Genomic DNA, 14,641 nt, shown 5'->3' with positions numbered 1-14,641 from the left:
CATGCGCATCGCCACCAACACCATTCACGACACGGTTGTCCGCCAGATCCAGCTGCTCGGCACGCAGACCTCCAAGCTCCAGACGCAGGTCGCGACCGGTCAGCGCATTCTCTCGGCCGACGAGGATCCCGCGGCCTCCGCCCGCGTGCTCAACCACCAGAGCGAGCTGCGCCGCGTGGACCAGTTCGACGAGAACGCCGCCCGGGCCATCGAGATCAGCCAGGCGACCTTTGCCGGCCTCCGCGATGTGAAGGAAATTTCCGACCGCGCCACCGAGCTGGCCACCCTGGGCCGTGCGCCCAGCGGCCCCGAGGCCTTGGGGGCGTATTCCGCCGAGGTCAACCAGCTCATCGAACAGCTCCTGCAGGTCGGCAACACCCGCCTTGGCAACGACTATCTCTTCGCCGGCACGGCCGTCGATGCCCCGGCGTATTCCGCCACCCGCGATGCCAACGGCAACGTCACCGCCGTGACCTACGATGGCAACAACAGCTTGGCGAGCATCCCCCTTTCCGAGGTGGCCAGCGTCGCCCCTGGTTCCAATCCCGACACCAACCTCGCCATTCGAGATCTCCTCAACCAGCTCGTGAGCCTGCGCGATGCGCTGGCGTCCAACGACGGCGCCGCCCTCGCGACCGCCCAGAGCAGTCTTATCAACGGGGAGAACGTGCTCGTCACGGCCCTCGCCGCCAACGGCGCCGTCCAGACCCGCATCGAGGTCAACCGCGCCCAGCAGCAGGGTCGCGGTGACAGCATCGTCGAGCTCCTCGGCCGCGAGACCAACGTCGACCTGCCCGACGCCATCGTCCGGCTCAACCAGGCCCAGCTCGCCTACCAGGCCGCGCTCCAGTCCTCCGCGAGCATCATGAAAATCTCCCTCCTCGATTACATCCGTTAAACTCACCCCGCACCACCTCCGCCCATGAAAGTCCTGTCCGCCCCGCCCATCGCCGACATTCCCCTGCCGCCCGTCGCCAACCACTTCGAGCTCCCGCAGGGCTTGATCGGCTTCAAGGATTACACCCGCGCCGAACTCCTCTACATGCCCGACCACCTGCCGTTCCTCTGGCTGAAGCTACACCGCGGCAGCGAGGCGGTTCACTTCATCGTGATCGAGCCGGGCGGTCTCGTCCCCGGCTACGCGCCCGAGCTGTTCGACGCCGACGCCGAGGCGCTCGACCTGAAGGATGCGAGCGAGGCCATGCTCCTCAACATCGTCACCCTCCAGCACCAGAACCCGCTCGAGGCGAAGGTCAATCTCGTCGGTCCCATCGTGATGAACCGCCGCACGCGCATCGCCCGCCAGCTGGTGATCGCCAACTATTCCCACTACAGCGCCCATTGGCCGCTGGTGGAGCCGTCCACGCAGACCCGCGCGACCGCCTAACCGGAGCCCTTCCCATGCTCGTCTTATCCCGCAAGGTCAACGAAGCGATCGTCATCGGCGACGGCATCGAGATCCGCATCAACCGCATCGAAGGCGATGTGGTCAAGATCGGCATCATCGCCCCGCGTGACGTGCCGATCTTCCGCAAGGAGGTCCACACCGCGATCGTGGCCAGCAACCAGGCCGCCGCCATGCCCGCCTCCGGGCAGGTGCTGCCTTCACTTCCCAAAATCACTCGGGCCAAGGATTCCGGCCCGGGTTCACCTCCCATGGATGGCGTCAAACCTGCCAGTCGCCGCAACGGCGCGGCGGCTTAAACCACAGTCAACCACGCCACCACCATGAGCGTCATCAATACCAACATCCAGGCCATCGCGGCCGCCCGTAACCTCAATGCCTCCCAGGAGATGCTTGGACGTTCCCTGTCCCGCCTCTCGTCCGGTTCCAAAATCGTCAACCCGTCCGACGACGCCGCCGGCCTCGCCGTGTCCGAGAAACTGGACGCGCAGGGCCGCCGCGTCAAAGCGGCCATCACCAACGTCCAGAACGCCGTTTCCTATGTGCAGACGGCCGACGGCTTCATGTCCGGCATGACGAAGATCCTCTCGCGCATGAGCGAGCTCGCGATCCTCGCCAAGGACGTGACGAAGAACTCGACCGACATCGACCTGTACTCGCAGGAGTTCACCGCCCTGCAGGACCAGCTCCGCGCCACCATCGGTGGCACGAGCGCCGACATCGGCGGCACCGCCGACATCGACGCCCCGCTCGGCGCCTTCAACGGCATCGCGCTCTTCGGTTCCACCGCGACCGGTCTCACCGTGACCATCGGCCAGGCCGTGGGCCAGGAGATGACCATCGGCGACTCCAACCTGCGCACCGGCGACATGCTCGAGATCATCGACCAGGACGGCTCCGGCGCCTACTCGCTGAGCCTGACCGACACCGATGCGATCGAGGCGATCACCGACGCCATCCAGCACGTCGCCACCGAGCGCGCCTCCCTCGGCGCCTCCCAGTCGCGCCTCGAGCTGGCGGCCACCACGCTGCAGATCGAGTTCGAGAACCTGGGTTCCGCCATCTCGCGCATCCGCGACGTGGACGTGGCCGAGGAATCCACGCAGTTCGCCAAATACAACATCCTCGTCCAGTCCGGCACGGCGATGCTGGCCCAGGCCAACCAGACCCCGCGTAGCGTGCTCCAGCTGCTCCAGCAGTAAACCGCCGCACCTGAACTTCCGGCCGGGCTTCCCTCAGGGAGCCCGGCCTTTTTATTGTTAACCTGGGATGCCCGCTCTAACCCGGATATTTCACCCCAACGAAAGGTGTTGAATCAGAAATATCCGTTTTGCCATCGGCAAAGGCGTGAACCGGCGGTCACAGACCGCCGCTACAACAAAGCCAAACTCGGGCGGGCTTAGTCGCGAGCGCCGCCGTCAGCCGATCTGCTGTCGGCTGTCCTCCACGCTGCGGTGGACGGCCGAGGCGAGTTCCTCGTTGGTGAAGGGTTTCGAGATCAGGGAGACAAACCCCATCTGTTGGAGCATCTCGGGGGCGATGCGCGAGTAGTAGCCCGACATGATGATCACGGGCAGGGTGGGGGCGATGGAGCGGATTTCCGCTGCCAGCTCGATTCCGTTCATGCCCGGCATGGTCTGGTCGGTCAGCAGCACGGCGAAATCGCCGATGTGGCCGCGGATTTCCTCCAGGCAGGTGGAGGCCCGGTCGAAGGAGACCACGCGGTAGCCGGCGCGCTCAAGGGAGATCTGGGCAAAGCTGCGGACGAGATCCTCGTCGTCCACAATGGCGACGAGTTCGCCCTGGCCGCGCGGCGTGGAGGGCTGGGCCGGCGCGATGGCGGCCTCCTGCACCTCGGCCGCGGGGAGGAAAAGGGTGAACGTGGTGCCGCGGCCCTCCTCGCTTTCCACGGTGATGTCGCCCTGGTGGGCCTGGATGATGCCGTGCACCATCGAAAGGCCGAGGCCGGTGCCTTGGCCCACCTCTTTGGTCGTGAAGAACGGGTCGAAGATGCGCTTGCGTGTCGCCTCATCGATGCCGCAGCCGGTGTCGCTGAAATCCACCCGTACATAGCGCCCGGGGGCAAGCTGGTTGAAGGTGGTGGACTCGGCGATGGTGACCGGCGAGAGCGTGAGCCGCATCACGCCGCCCGTCTGGTGCATGGCGTGGGCCGCGTTGCTGCCGAGGTTGAGCAGCACCTGGTGGATCTGGCTGGCGTCGGCCAGCACCGGCGGACACTCCTCGGTCGCCGTGAGCTCGATGCGGATCGTGGCCGGCACGGTGGCCCGCAGGAAACGTCGCGCATCCTCGGCGATCGCCTTGAGATCCACCGGGATTTTTTTCGCGGACGATTGCCGGCTGAAGGTGAGAATTTGGTCCACCAGCTCCCGGGCGCGCAGACTCGCTTCGCGGGAGGCCTCGAGGTACGGCCGCGACTCGTGTCCCTCCGGCAGGCCGTCGAAGGCGAGATCCTGGTAACCGAGGATGCCGGTGAGCAGGTTGTTGAAGTCATGGGCGATGCCGCCGGCGAGGGTGCCGAGCGTCTCCATCTTTTGCGCCTGGAACAGCTGGCTTTCGAGCTGGCGGCGCATCTCCTCGGCGTCGCGGCGGGCGGTGATGTCCTGAAACCCGCCGAAGAGCCGCACGACCTGCCCCTGGTTCTGCTCGGCCTGACCTAGGATGCGGATCCAGAGCTGGTTGCCGCGGGCGCTGATGAAGGGTAGCTCGAGGTCGAACGGCGTGCCGTCGAGGCGCGCGCGCCGGAAGGCCTCGTCGAGCACCACGCGCGATTCCGGGGGATAGAAGGGCTGGATGGATTCCGCCGTGGGGATGAACCCCAGCTCCACTTCGTGGATGCGGTAAACCTCGGGCGCCCACGTGATGCGGCCTGTGACCGTGTCCTCCTCCCAGGCGCCGATCTGGGCCAGCCGGTTGAGCTGGAGCGAGAGCTGCTCGTTGTGCCGGAGCTTCTCCTCGAGGGTTTTGCGGGTGGTGATGTCCGTCTGCGTGCCGACCATGCGCAACGGCTTGCCGTGGCTGTCGCGGGCCACGACCTTGCCGCGGTCCATCATCCACATCCAATGGCCGTCGTGGTGCCGCATGCGGAACTCGCACTGGTAATAGGGTGAGCGGCCGTCGAGGTGGGTCTGGAGCGCGACACTGGCCGCGGGCATGTCGTCGGGATGCACCCGCGAGCTCCATTCCTGGCCCGAGACTGAAAGACCGGCGGGGTTCAGGCCCAGCATCTCGGCGTAGCGCTTGTCGCGATAGACATGGTTGTTGACGACATCCCAGTCCCAGACGGCGTCGTTGTTGCTGCTGACGACGAGGCGCCAGCGCTCCTCGGAGATGCGGAGCTGCTCCCGCAGCTCGCGGGCGGAAGTAACATCGCGGTTCAGGCCGACGAGCCGTGTGGGCGTGCCCTCGCCGTCGCGGATCAGGTAGCTGCGCATCTGCATGTAGCGCACGACCCCGTCGGGGCGGATAACGCGGTATTCGGGTTCGAACTGCTCGCGGCGGCCCACCATGACCTCGTTGAGGTGGTGCTGCACATCGGCCCAGTCCTCCGGGTGCACCCGCTGGCGCCAGCCGTCGATGCCGCCGCTGACATCGCCGCGTTGCAGCCCGTGGATCTTGAGCAGGTGGTCGTCCCAGTAGAGGCGGTCGGCGCGAAAATCATATTCCCAGACGCCGTAACCCGCGGCCGACACGACAAACTGCAGCCGCTCGGTCAGCGTGTTCAGCTCGCGTTCACGTTCCTTTTCCTGGGTCTGGTCGCGCACGAGGCCCACGATGCGGCCGATGCGGCCCTCGGGGGTGAACTGAGGCTGGCCCTGGGCGCGCAGATGGCGGAGGGTGCCATCGGGGCGCATGATGCGATATTCGAAAATCAGCGCCTCATCCGGCTCCAGCGCGTTCCAGTCGAGCTGGCGGACCACCGGGAGATCGTCGGGATGGATGCGCCGGAACCAGTCCTCCTCGGTGCCGGAGAACGCCGCCGGCGCCAGACCGAAGATGTCGAGCATGGCCGCGTCCCACACCATTTCCCGGCGGAGAACGTCCCAGTCCCAGACGCCGTAGTTCGAGCTGCGCAGGGCCAGCCGGTGCCGGTCGTTGAGCAGCTTGAGCTCCTTCGTGCGGGTGGCGACCTCCTGCTGCAGCGAGGCGGCCTGGTGCTGCACGCGTTGGAGGAGCCGGTCGCGTTCCTGCTCGGCGTGGGTTTTCTCGACGTCCAGCTGTTCGAGGCGGTGCAGCGAGAACACCAGCACGGCGATCGAGGCGAAGGCGAAGGCCCCGGTGATGAGGGCCACGCGTTCCAGGCTGTCGCCCGCCACGCCGCCCTCGACCCGCAGCTGGATGAGGTAGAGCACCGGCGGCAACACGCCGGCCAGGATCAGCAGACGGCGGCCCACGATTCCCGTGGCACTGTCGGACTTGAGCGCCCGCACCAGGCCCGAGTCGAGATGCACCGTGGAGAAGGCGAGCCCGAGGAAGAAAGTGGCGAGGGAACCGAAACCGGAGAGGCCCGGGGCGACATCGGGCGTCATGCTGAGGCGGGTGATGCCACCCAGCAGGCCGAGCGTCATCAGAATCATGCCGAACAGCGCGGATGGACTCAGCCAGACGCGGCGCGACTGCTCCAGCTTGAGCACCGCCAGGGCCGACAACACCAGCACCGCATGCGGGGTGATGCCCGGCTGCGGGGCGGGGGCGAGTCCGGCGTTTCCGGTGAGCGCGGTTGAGATCCAATCCTGCCATTGGGCGCCCGCACCCCGATACTCCGATATGAAACCGACCAGGCCGGCGGCCAGCACCACTCCGCCCAGCGCCAGCGCGGTCCGGCGGGAAGCCGGGTGTCTGGACCCCTGGAGCATCAGGCTGATCGCACAAAGGACGAAGCCGAGCGCGTTGACCGGTTGCAACGGCGGCCAGCCCGGGTGCAGGGCGGCAAGGAGGGGCAGGCCCGTCCACCACCCGGCCAGCGCGGTCAAACCGCAGGCCAGCACCGCCACGGTGGCAGCACGGCTGGTCCAGTGCAGAAATTTTTCCGTGCGCCCGAAACGCGGCGCGTGAGGAGTGGGGGAGGCCGGCATCAGTCTAATCCAATCGTATCGGATTTTCTGAAAGAATGTTAAGCCATTTTTGCCGGTGATCGGCCGGTCCGTGCAAACGGGGCGTCAAAAACTCACCAATGGGCTCAATTGCAGGGAATTTGTGACGAAGCGTGACGGTGCAGTCATGAAAACCAAATTAATCCTACTCATCATCATCACGCTGGGATTCGGTCAAATCGTGGGGCTTGCCGCCGACGAGCCGCCCGTTCCCGTGCGCACCGTGCCCCCTGTGTTCCCTGAGGACCTTCGTCGCGACGGCATTTCCGGCGTTGTGACGGTCAGCATCCTCATCGACGAGAAGGGCAACGTCCAGGAGCCCAAGGTGGTCAAGACCACCCACGAGGCTTTCTCGCAGCCCGCGATGGATGCACTGGCCAAGTGGAAGTTCAAGCCGGCGAAGCAGGGCGGCGAGGCCGTCGCCATGCGCGTGAACATCCCGATCCAGTTCACCCACAAGGGCTGATTTTCCCCTCCGTTCCCCGCTTTCACCTCTCCCCACTCTGTCATGCAATTCAGTTCACTCACCATCGGCCGACGCATCGCGCTCGGTTTCAGTCTGGTTCTGGTCCTGCTCGCGGCGGTCGCCACGACGGCCTGGCTGGCCCTGGGTTCCTCGGGTCGCCGGCTCACGCTCTACGCCGGCAGCACCGCCGAGACCAACAACGTCGCCGGGGTCGAGTCGGCTATGCTGGGCGTGAAGCTCAGCGTGAACGAATTCCTGGCCAGCGGCGCCGCCGCCAAGACCGATGCCTACCGGCAGGCCAAGGCCGCGCTCGACGGGCAGATTGAGGCGGCCCTCAAGTCCATCACCGACCCGGCCCGCGCCGGCGAACTCCGCGAGGCGGTCACGCTGCTGGGCAAGTATGACGCGTCTTTCCAGAGCGTCGTGACCGTCACCGCCCAGATGGATGTCATCGTTCGCGAAAAGCTGACTCCGGAGGGGCAGGAGATTTCCAAGGGCTTGGAGACCATCCTGACCGGCGCCCGCAACAACGGCGACATGAACGGGGCGTTCCAGGTTTCCAGCGCGCTCAAGAGCTTTTTCGAGTCCAGCAGCGACGTTAATTCCTACCTGCTCACCTCCAAGCCGGAGTATGCCGAGGCGGCCAAGAAGCACATCAAACTGGTGGCCGATGCGGTCCAACAGCTGCAGAAGGACCAGGCCGAACTCGTGAAACTCGACGAGACGCTGAAGGACGCGGCGAAGGATGCCCTGCTCGTGAAGACCGCGGCCGCCACCGCCGCCTACACCGCCGGGCTGGAGCAGATCACTACGCTCAAGCAGCAGCGCAACAAGATCCTGGAGGAGGAACTCGAGGCCATCGCCCCGCAGTTCACCGCCGCCCTGGTGCGCCTGCGCCAAGCCGTGACCAATTTCCAGAGCCAGCTCGGTCAGAGCGGCTCGACCGACCAGGCGCGCAGCGAGATGATCGTGCTGAGCTGCACCATCGGTGCCGGCGTGCTCGGCCTCGTGGTCGCCTGGCTGATCATTCGCGGCATCACGCGCCCGATCTTCAAGATCGCCAAGCAGCTCGCGGTTGAGTCCGCCCAGACCCATACCGCCGCGCTCCAGGTGTCCACCGCCAGCCAGTCGATGGCCGACGGCGCCAGCCGCCAGGCCGCCTCGCTCGAGGAGAGCAGCGCCTCCCTGCACGAGATGGCCAGCATGACCTCCCGCAACTCGGAGAGCGCGCAGGCGGCCAAGGGCCTCGCGGCCGAGGCCCGGGCCACCGCCGATGCCGGCACCCGCGACATGACCGCGATGCGCGAGGCGATGACCGCCATCAAGTCCTCCAGCTCCGAAATTTCCAAGATCATCAAGACGATCGACGAAATCGCCTTCCAGACGAACATCCTCGCGCTCAACGCCGCCGTCGAGGCCGCCCGCGCCGGCGAGGCCGGTGCCGGTTTCGCGGTCGTGGCCGAGGAGGTCCGCAACCTCGCCCAGCGCAGCGCGCAGGCTGCCAAGGAAACCGCCGCCAAGATCGCCGACGCCTCCGCCAAGAGCGAGCAGGGTGCCACGATCAGTGCGCAGGTCGCCGCCAGCCTCGACAAGATCGTCGAGCGCATCCGTCAGCTCGACGAGATGGTCGGCGGCATTGCCCAGGCCTCCACCGAGCAGAGCGAAGGCATCGGCCAGCTCAACCAGGCCGTCGCCGGCATGGACAAGATCACCCAGTCCAACGCCGCGCTGGCGCAGCAATCCGCCAGCTCCGCCGAGGACATGAAGGCCCAGTCGGCCCAGGTCAAAGCTGCGGTCAACGACCTGATCCGCATGGTGCAGGGCTACGCCGAGGTGGCCGAGGAGACGGCGGTGGTCAGTCCGGTCAAGTCCGCCCCCGTGCGGGCGACCGAACCGTCCGCTGCGATCCAGAAACCCGTGATCGGCGCCGCGGCTCCCGTCGCTGCGATGGAGTGGAACGACTGAACTCGGGATCATGCCGTTGAGGTGGAGCGACCTGCTCCTCAGGGCGCTGGCAGCGCAGCGGACATCCTCAGCGCGTTGGGGAGCAACGCGCTCCACCATTTTGTTCCCTCGGTTGCACCCAGGAGTCGTATCGTATGCGTGAGTCCGGTAGAGTAAGCGCTTCATTCCATGCTTATCCCAGGCAGCCGTCAGGCTGCCTTTTTTGTGTCCGGATTTTCGCCTGCGCTGAAGCGGACAATAAAAAACCCGGCTGATCAGGGCCGGGTTTTTCAAGAAAGCGGAAATGCGCAGGTCTCAGCGATGAAACGGAGACCGGCTGCGTTGCGGGCGGGGCAGGGTTTGCGTGCGGAAGGGGAGCGGATCGAACACCATGCGCGGATTGAGCACCGGCGGCTGGAAGAGGATGCGATCCCACGTGATGTCGCGCGGCCGGCGCACCGCCGCACCGGTCGCCGAGCCGAAGAAGGGGTAGGGCGAGTTCATGCCTGAAACAACGGCGCAGTTTCCGCCCGGCTTGAGCGAAATGATATCGCACCTACGAAAACTGTCATCCTGAACGAAGTGAAGGATCCACCCGGATGTACGCAGACGATTATGCTGCTGGATCGCATGGCTCAGGCTGACAGCAGGGCCTGCGACCACGCTTTCGGCCCCACGACGCCGGATTGCGGGGCGCCGGGAGAAGAGAGGCCGGAGATTGGAGACCGGAGACGGGAGACCGGATAGCGGTGGACGGTCGGACGGTGGACGGTGGCGCGGTACGTGCGCGTTTGCGTCCAGTTGGTTCGGAGATGCTGAGGACTTGAACGGAGCTTTTCCAGGTGCGGTTATTATCGAGCTTTCATGCCGTCATCCTGATCCCGCGCCTGCGGGAGAAGGATCCAGCAGCATGACCGCCCGCGGACATCATTTTGGATCCTTCACTACACTCAGGATGACAAGTTTCGAGGGATTAAACTCCTTTCTCCCTCCTCCTTTGTCTTTTCTCCCGCGTGTCGCGCGTCGCGCGACGCGCCCGCGTCACTCCGGCTTCTCGGGTTTCTGGATGCCGAGCTTGTCCATCAGCTCATAGAAGGTGGGGCGGCTGATGCCGAGCTCGTTGGCGGCGGCGGTGATTTTGCCGGCATGACGGCGGAGTGATTGCTGGAGCATCTCCCGCTCCAGGGCTTCGCGGGCTTCTTTCAGGGTCGAGCCGTTGGGGGCGGCGGCTTCAAGTTCCAGATCCTGGGCGGTGAGACGTTTCGTGCCGCCCATGATGACGGCGCGGCGGACCCGGTTCTGGAGTTCGCGCACGTTGCCCGGCCAGGCATGCCGCAGGATGGCGCGGGTGGCCTCGGGGGAGAAGGCCAGACCGTTCTTGCTGGTCTCCTTGGCGGACTGCTGGAGAAACGCGTTGGCGAGGAGGACGATGTCATTTTCGCGTTCACGCAGCGGCGGCAGTACGATCTGCACGACGGCCAGGCGGTAGAACAAGTCCTCGCGGAACGAGCCGGTGGCCATGCCCTTCTTCAGGTCCACGTGGGTGGCGGCGAGGACGCGGGTGTCCACCGAGATTTCCTGCCGGCCGCCCACGCGCTCGATGACACGCTCCTGCAGGAAGCGGAGGAGCTTCACCTGGATGGGGGGCGGGATTTCGCCGATTTCGTCGAGGAAGAGGGTGCCGCCGTGCGCGCTCTCGATGCGGCCCTTGCGCTGGGCATGGGCGCCGGTGAAGGCGCCTTTTTCGTGGCCGAATAGTTCGCTTTCCATCAGCGACTCGGGAATCGCGCTGCAATTGATCGCGACGAACGGACCGTTGCGCCGCGCGCTCCGCTGGTGGATGGAGCGGGCGGTCATCTCCTTGCCGGTGCCGCTTTCGCCGAGGATCAAGACCGGGGCGTCCACGGTCGCCACCTTGCGGATGGCTTCGAACGTGGCCTGCATGCGCGTGCTGCCGCCCAGGATGCCGTCGAAGGATTCGCCGAGGATCTTCTGCTGGATCTCGCGGTATTCGCGCTCGAGCAGCGCGACGTGGAAGCAGCGTTTCAGGAGGAGCTTCAGCTCCTCCATTTCCACCGGTTTGCCGAGGAAATCATAGGCGCCTGCGCCCACGGCGCGCAGGGCGTTGGATTTTTCCCCCTGGCCGGAGATGATCACGACCTTCGTCTGCGGGTCGGCGGCGAGCAGTTCTGTCAGCGTGGCGAGGCCCTCGTCGGGCGAGTTGGGATGCGGGGGCAGACCGAGATCCAGCAGCACGACCGCGGGCCGCGCGGTGCGGGCGGCTTCCAGCGCGCCCGCCCGGTCTCCCGCCTGGACGATCTCGTAGTCACGGGTCAGCGCCCATTTCATCTGCGTGCGGATTTCCTCGTCGTCATCGACGATCAGCAGTGTGGGTTTCATCAGGTCAGGGGTGTCAGCGGGAGAAAGATGCGGAAAGACGTGCCTTGGCCAACGGTGCTTTCAACCGAAATCCGCCCGCCATGCGCCTCGATGATCATTTTGCTTTGGAACATGCCGATGCCCAGCCCGTTTTTCTTGGTCGATTGAAACGGCCGGAACAGCGAGCGGCTCAGGAATTCCGGCGGGATGCCGCCGCCGTTGTCGGCGGTTTCCAGCACCGCCCAGGCGCCGGCGCGGCGCGTGGACAGCGTCAGGCGGGTGGCGCCGGCCTCGCGGGTGTTGAGCACGAGATTGGTGATGACCTTGCCGAACTGGTCGCGATCGAGGGGCAGCGCGGGCAGATCCTCGAGCCGGGGCTCGACCACGAATTCCTTTTCCGCGGCGAAGGAGCCGAGGATGCCGCGCACCAGATCGTTCAGGTCCGAGGCGACCGGGGTGATCTTCAGCTCGGAGCGCAGCTGCGTGAGGCGGCTGATGAGGTGGTTGATGTGCGCCACCGACTTGCCGACCCCGCGGAGCGCATCCTGGCGAAACTCCGGATCATCGAAGTGGTCGGGCAGGTTTTGCAGCATCAGGTTGAGGGTGGAGGCGGCGTTCTTGAGGTCGTGGACGAAAAACGTCGCCATGGTCTGGAAAGCCTCGTGCTCGCGGGCCTGCAGCAGGCGCTGCGAGAGGCGGACGTTGAGCAGGCCGGAGGCGACCTGGTCGCCGATAGATTTCATCAGATCAAGATCCTGGAGCGTGAAGGCCGTGCCGCCCACCCGGTCGCCGAGCACGAGCAGGGCCAGCACCTCGCGGCCGGACATCACCGGCACGCACACCCGGGTGCCGCCCTTGTGAAATTCATCCGGATGGCAACGGCGCAGCACCCCGGCCCAGGCCCCGGGCTCCTTTTCAAAGTCGGCCGGGGCCGGATGGGTGCGCATTTGTTCCAGAATCACGGCGGACTCGGTGGCGGTCGGCTGGATCTCGCGCACCAGGTGTTCGTCGAGGCTGGTCGAGGCCCCGAGGCGGAGGAATTCCTGCCGTTCGTCCACCACCCACAGGGAGACCGAGAGCGACTGGAAGATCTCGGCGACCAGTTTCACAACGGCCCGGTTGTATTCCGCCGGTTCCACCCGGGAGGCCGTGCCCTCGGTGAACTTGCGCCAGACGGTGCGGTAGTCGTGTTCCGGGCGCTGGAAGTGGCGGCTGACGAAGCGGCCCAGATACATGCGGAGCCGGTCGGATTGCAGCAGGATGCCGAGCAGCACGAGCAGCAGCAGCACGATGAGGGACTTCAGCGTGAACGAGGCATCGCCGCCCAGAGTGGACACGATCCGGGCCAGCACGCCCACGAGCAGGAGATAGACGCCCACCAGGACCACCGTCATCGAGCCGTGCAGCACCGAGTGGGACGGATGGATGTCGAGGTGGAAGCGGCCCGTGCGCAGGAGGGAGCGGACCATTAGGGTCATGCCCACGAGGAGGGCACCGGCGTTGAGTACGTCCCATCGGGGGTCGAGACTGCGGAAGAGGAGATGCTGGCTCGTGGTAAACAGCCGCACGAGGAAGATGACGGCCACGCCCATGAGCATGAATTTGACCCGCCAGCGGACCGTGCCCATGGCCGAGCGGAAGGTGTGCTCAAGGTTGGCCAGGATGAGGATGGCGGCGGCCAGCAGGGCCAGCTGCATTGCGGTTCCGGCGAGGCCCAGCCGCAGCAACAGGGTCTGGCTGTCGCCCAGGGCGTGGCTGGAGATGATGAGGTCCTGGCGCAGAGCCAGCGCCACCACCGGGGGCAGCAGCGCGGCGGCGAGCAGGCCGAAGCGCCATTTGCGGAGGAATTCGCGGGCGTTGCCCCGGGCGTAGGTGAGACTGAAGGCGAGCCAGGGGGCCGGGAGCAACGCCACCAGGTGCAGGCGCCACACCTGCCACTTGAAAACTTCCGGCGGGAGGTCGGCGCGCTGGACCGCGAGGCCGGCGCAGAGCCGTTCCGCGGCCAGGAGCAGCATGCCGACGGCAAAAGCCCAGCGATCCGCGGAGCCGTTGGCCCGGAGGAGGGCCGCGCAGCCCAGCAGGCCGGCCAGCAGGACGCCGACATAATCGAGGATGATTTCCAGGCTCATGAGGGGATGGCGGCGGGTAGGTTCAGCTCGGTTATTCTAAGGGCCAGGGAAAGAGTCATGGCAAACCATTCAGGGGTCACCACGAAACACACCAAACACACGAAATGAAAGCAAGGGGGCTAGGCGCTAGTTTCTAGTCACTAGGCTCTATCCCGGACATTCACACGGGTGAGCTATCCAATCAGCCAATGGTCCGTCCGCCCTTCGGGTGGAGCGACTTGGTCGCGGTTAGCCCGACATAGTCGGCCCGACAGGGCGCATATTTCTCATTTTTGGGTGTGAAATATGCGGGCTAGCCCAGATATTTCACACGACTGAAAGACGTTGAATCAGAAATATCCGTTTTGCCTTCGGCAAAAGCGACTTGGTCGCGGTTAGCCCCGACATAGTCGGCCCGACAGGGCGCATATTTCTCATTTTTGGGTGTGAAATATGCGGGCTAGTTGCTTCCAGCCTCCTCAAGTCGGCTGCTACGGTCAGCTGAGTGCTTACGGTGCTTGACGAGCAGGGGGCAAAAAAGAACCACGCTCCCGAGGGAGCGTGGTCTTAAACACTACGGAAGGAGTAGCGACTCAGAGCTTGCGGCGGAAAGCAACGAGGCTGAGGAGACCGAGGCCGAGCAGGAGGGCGGTCATGCCGGAGTCGGGAATTCTGATAAGCATCGACTGCTTGTCGCCGGAATATACGCCGGTCTGGGCATTATAATTATTCCAAATGTTGACGACTTTGACATTAGAAGAGCCTACATCGGACATAACATTCGGTCCATAGATCCCCTCGACCAGCGCAATGTAAGGATTGCTGTTATCATAGGTTAAATCACCTTCGAGCATCCAAAACGCATTTTGGAGCAGGCCGGCATTAGCAAGGCGGTTTGGTCCAAAATAGCCCGCCAAAGTGCCTCGGCTGAAGGCATTAAAGAGGTAAGCGGTGCCCTTGGAAATTACATCACCTTGAGAAAGCACGGTATTTTCGTCGATATTGTAATAATAATTCGCCCCTTCGGTGAAAAATACGTTCTTCTCGACGCAGAAGGTGAGAAAATCACCATGATTGCTGGTCTGAGCCAGAAATTCTCCACCGTTTCCGTAGGAGAATGGGGTAGTGTCAACTACGACAGTGTTGGCGAGAACGCTGCCAGTGGACAAAGTAGCTCCGAGAACGAGGGAGCTAAGGAGTGAGTTCAGTTTCATAGGTGTAGTGTTTA

At 64.8% G+C, this 14,641-nt stretch carries 11 protein-coding genes; 6 read left to right on the top strand and 5 right to left on the bottom strand.

Annotated elements, in window-relative coordinates; genetic code table 11:
• The first annotated feature begins 1 nt into the window (after position 1).
• The 4 genes from ESB00_RS14595 to ESB00_RS14580 are packed head-to-tail and all read left to right on the top strand — an operon-like array spanning position 2 to position 2,607.
• Entirely contained in the window at positions 2-898 is an 897-nt protein-coding gene (locus tag ESB00_RS14595) for a flagellin N-terminal helical domain-containing protein (protein WP_129048529.1), read from the top strand.
• 24 nt (positions 899-922) lie between these two features.
• Positions 923-1,387 (top strand): flagellar assembly protein FliW, encoded by a 465-nt coding sequence (gene fliW, locus ESB00_RS14590; protein WP_129048528.1) that lies wholly within the window; start codon positions 923-925, stop codon positions 1,385-1,387.
• 14 nt (positions 1,388-1,401) lie between these two features.
• A complete protein-coding gene (csrA, locus tag ESB00_RS14585; RefSeq protein WP_129048527.1) occupies positions 1,402-1,704 on the top strand; it encodes a carbon storage regulator CsrA in 303 nt (100 codons plus the stop codon).
• A gap of 24 nt (positions 1,705-1,728) precedes the next feature.
• Positions 1,729-2,607, top strand: coding sequence for a flagellin (locus tag ESB00_RS14580; protein ID WP_129048526.1), 879 nt, complete (start codon positions 1,729-1,731; stop codon positions 2,605-2,607).
• Between the two features lie 216 nt (positions 2,608-2,823).
• Here ESB00_RS14580 and ESB00_RS14575 read toward each other — a convergent pair whose 3' ends face one another.
• The gene (locus tag ESB00_RS14575; protein WP_129048525.1) at positions 2,824-6,498 is read right to left on the bottom strand and encodes a hybrid sensor histidine kinase/response regulator; all 3,675 of its coding nucleotides are present in this window, start codon (positions 6,496-6,498) and stop codon (positions 2,824-2,826) included.
• A gap of 145 nt (positions 6,499-6,643) precedes the next feature.
• Here ESB00_RS14575 and ESB00_RS14570 point away from each other — a divergent pair, with 145 nt between their 5' ends.
• On the top strand, positions 6,644-6,982 hold the full coding sequence (locus ESB00_RS14570) for an energy transducer TonB (RefSeq protein WP_129048524.1): 339 nt from the start codon (positions 6,644-6,646) through the stop codon (positions 6,980-6,982).
• 42 nt (positions 6,983-7,024) lie between these two features.
• Complete coding sequence (locus tag ESB00_RS14565) at positions 7,025-8,947, top strand: methyl-accepting chemotaxis protein (protein WP_129048523.1); 1,923 nt, start codon at positions 7,025-7,027, stop codon at positions 8,945-8,947.
• A gap of 294 nt (positions 8,948-9,241) precedes the next feature.
• On the opposite strand, the gene ESB00_RS14560 is transcribed toward ESB00_RS14565, so the two are convergent.
• The 4 genes from ESB00_RS14560 to ESB00_RS14545 form a co-directional block, all read right to left on the bottom strand.
• On the bottom strand, positions 9,242-9,430 hold the full coding sequence (locus ESB00_RS14560; protein ID WP_129048522.1) for a hypothetical protein: 189 nt from the start codon (positions 9,428-9,430) through the stop codon (positions 9,242-9,244).
• A 537-nt stretch (positions 9,431-9,967) separates the two neighbouring features.
• The gene (gene prsR / locus ESB00_RS14555) at positions 9,968-11,326 is read right to left on the bottom strand and encodes a PEP-CTERM-box response regulator transcription factor (RefSeq protein WP_129048521.1); all 1,359 of its coding nucleotides are present in this window, start codon (positions 11,324-11,326) and stop codon (positions 9,968-9,970) included.
• The gene (gene prsK / locus ESB00_RS14550) at positions 11,326-13,434 is read right to left on the bottom strand and encodes an XrtA/PEP-CTERM system histidine kinase PrsK (RefSeq protein WP_129048520.1); all 2,109 of its coding nucleotides are present in this window, start codon (positions 13,432-13,434) and stop codon (positions 11,326-11,328) included. Before prsK ends, prsR begins: the two co-directional genes overlap by 1 nt.
• Positions 13,435-14,006: 572 nt before the next feature.
• Positions 14,007-14,627: a VPDSG-CTERM sorting domain-containing protein gene (locus ESB00_RS14545; protein WP_129048519.1), complete on the bottom strand. Its 621-nt coding sequence runs from the start codon at positions 14,625-14,627 to the stop codon at positions 14,007-14,009.
• Between the last annotated feature and the right edge of the window lie 14 nt (positions 14,628-14,641).

The organism is Oleiharenicola lentus, from assembly GCF_004118375.1.
Lineage (GTDB): Bacteria > Verrucomicrobiota > Verrucomicrobiia > Opitutales > Opitutaceae > Lacunisphaera > Lacunisphaera lenta.
This window is presented reverse-complemented; position numbering and strand designations above follow the sequence as displayed.

Coding starts and splice junctions, on each gene's coding strand:
- ESB00_RS14595 (WP_129048529.1), top strand. CDS start 2: ATGCGCATCGCCACCAACACCATTCACGACACGGTTGTCCGCCAGATC.
- fliW (WP_129048528.1), top strand. CDS start 923: ATGAAAGTCCTGTCCGCCCCGCCCATCGCCGACATTCCCCTGCCGCCC.
- csrA (WP_129048527.1), top strand. CDS start 1,402: ATGCTCGTCTTATCCCGCAAGGTCAACGAAGCGATCGTCATCGGCGAC.
- ESB00_RS14580 (WP_129048526.1), top strand. CDS start 1,729: ATGAGCGTCATCAATACCAACATCCAGGCCATCGCGGCCGCCCGTAAC.
- ESB00_RS14575 (WP_129048525.1), bottom strand. CDS start 6,498: ATGCCGGCCTCCCCCACTCCTCACGCGCCGCGTTTCGGGCGCACGGAA.
- ESB00_RS14570 (WP_129048524.1), top strand. CDS start 6,644: ATGAAAACCAAATTAATCCTACTCATCATCATCACGCTGGGATTCGGT.
- ESB00_RS14565 (WP_129048523.1), top strand. CDS start 7,025: ATGCAATTCAGTTCACTCACCATCGGCCGACGCATCGCGCTCGGTTTC.
- ESB00_RS14560 (WP_129048522.1), bottom strand. CDS start 9,430: ATGAACTCGCCCTACCCCTTCTTCGGCTCGGCGACCGGTGCGGCGGTG.
- prsR (WP_129048521.1), bottom strand. CDS start 11,326: ATGAAACCCACACTGCTGATCGTCGATGACGACGAGGAAATCCGCACG.
- prsK (WP_129048520.1), bottom strand. CDS start 13,434: ATGAGCCTGGAAATCATCCTCGATTATGTCGGCGTCCTGCTGGCCGGC.
- ESB00_RS14545 (WP_129048519.1), bottom strand. CDS start 14,627: ATGAAACTGAACTCACTCCTTAGCTCCCTCGTTCTCGGAGCTACTTTG.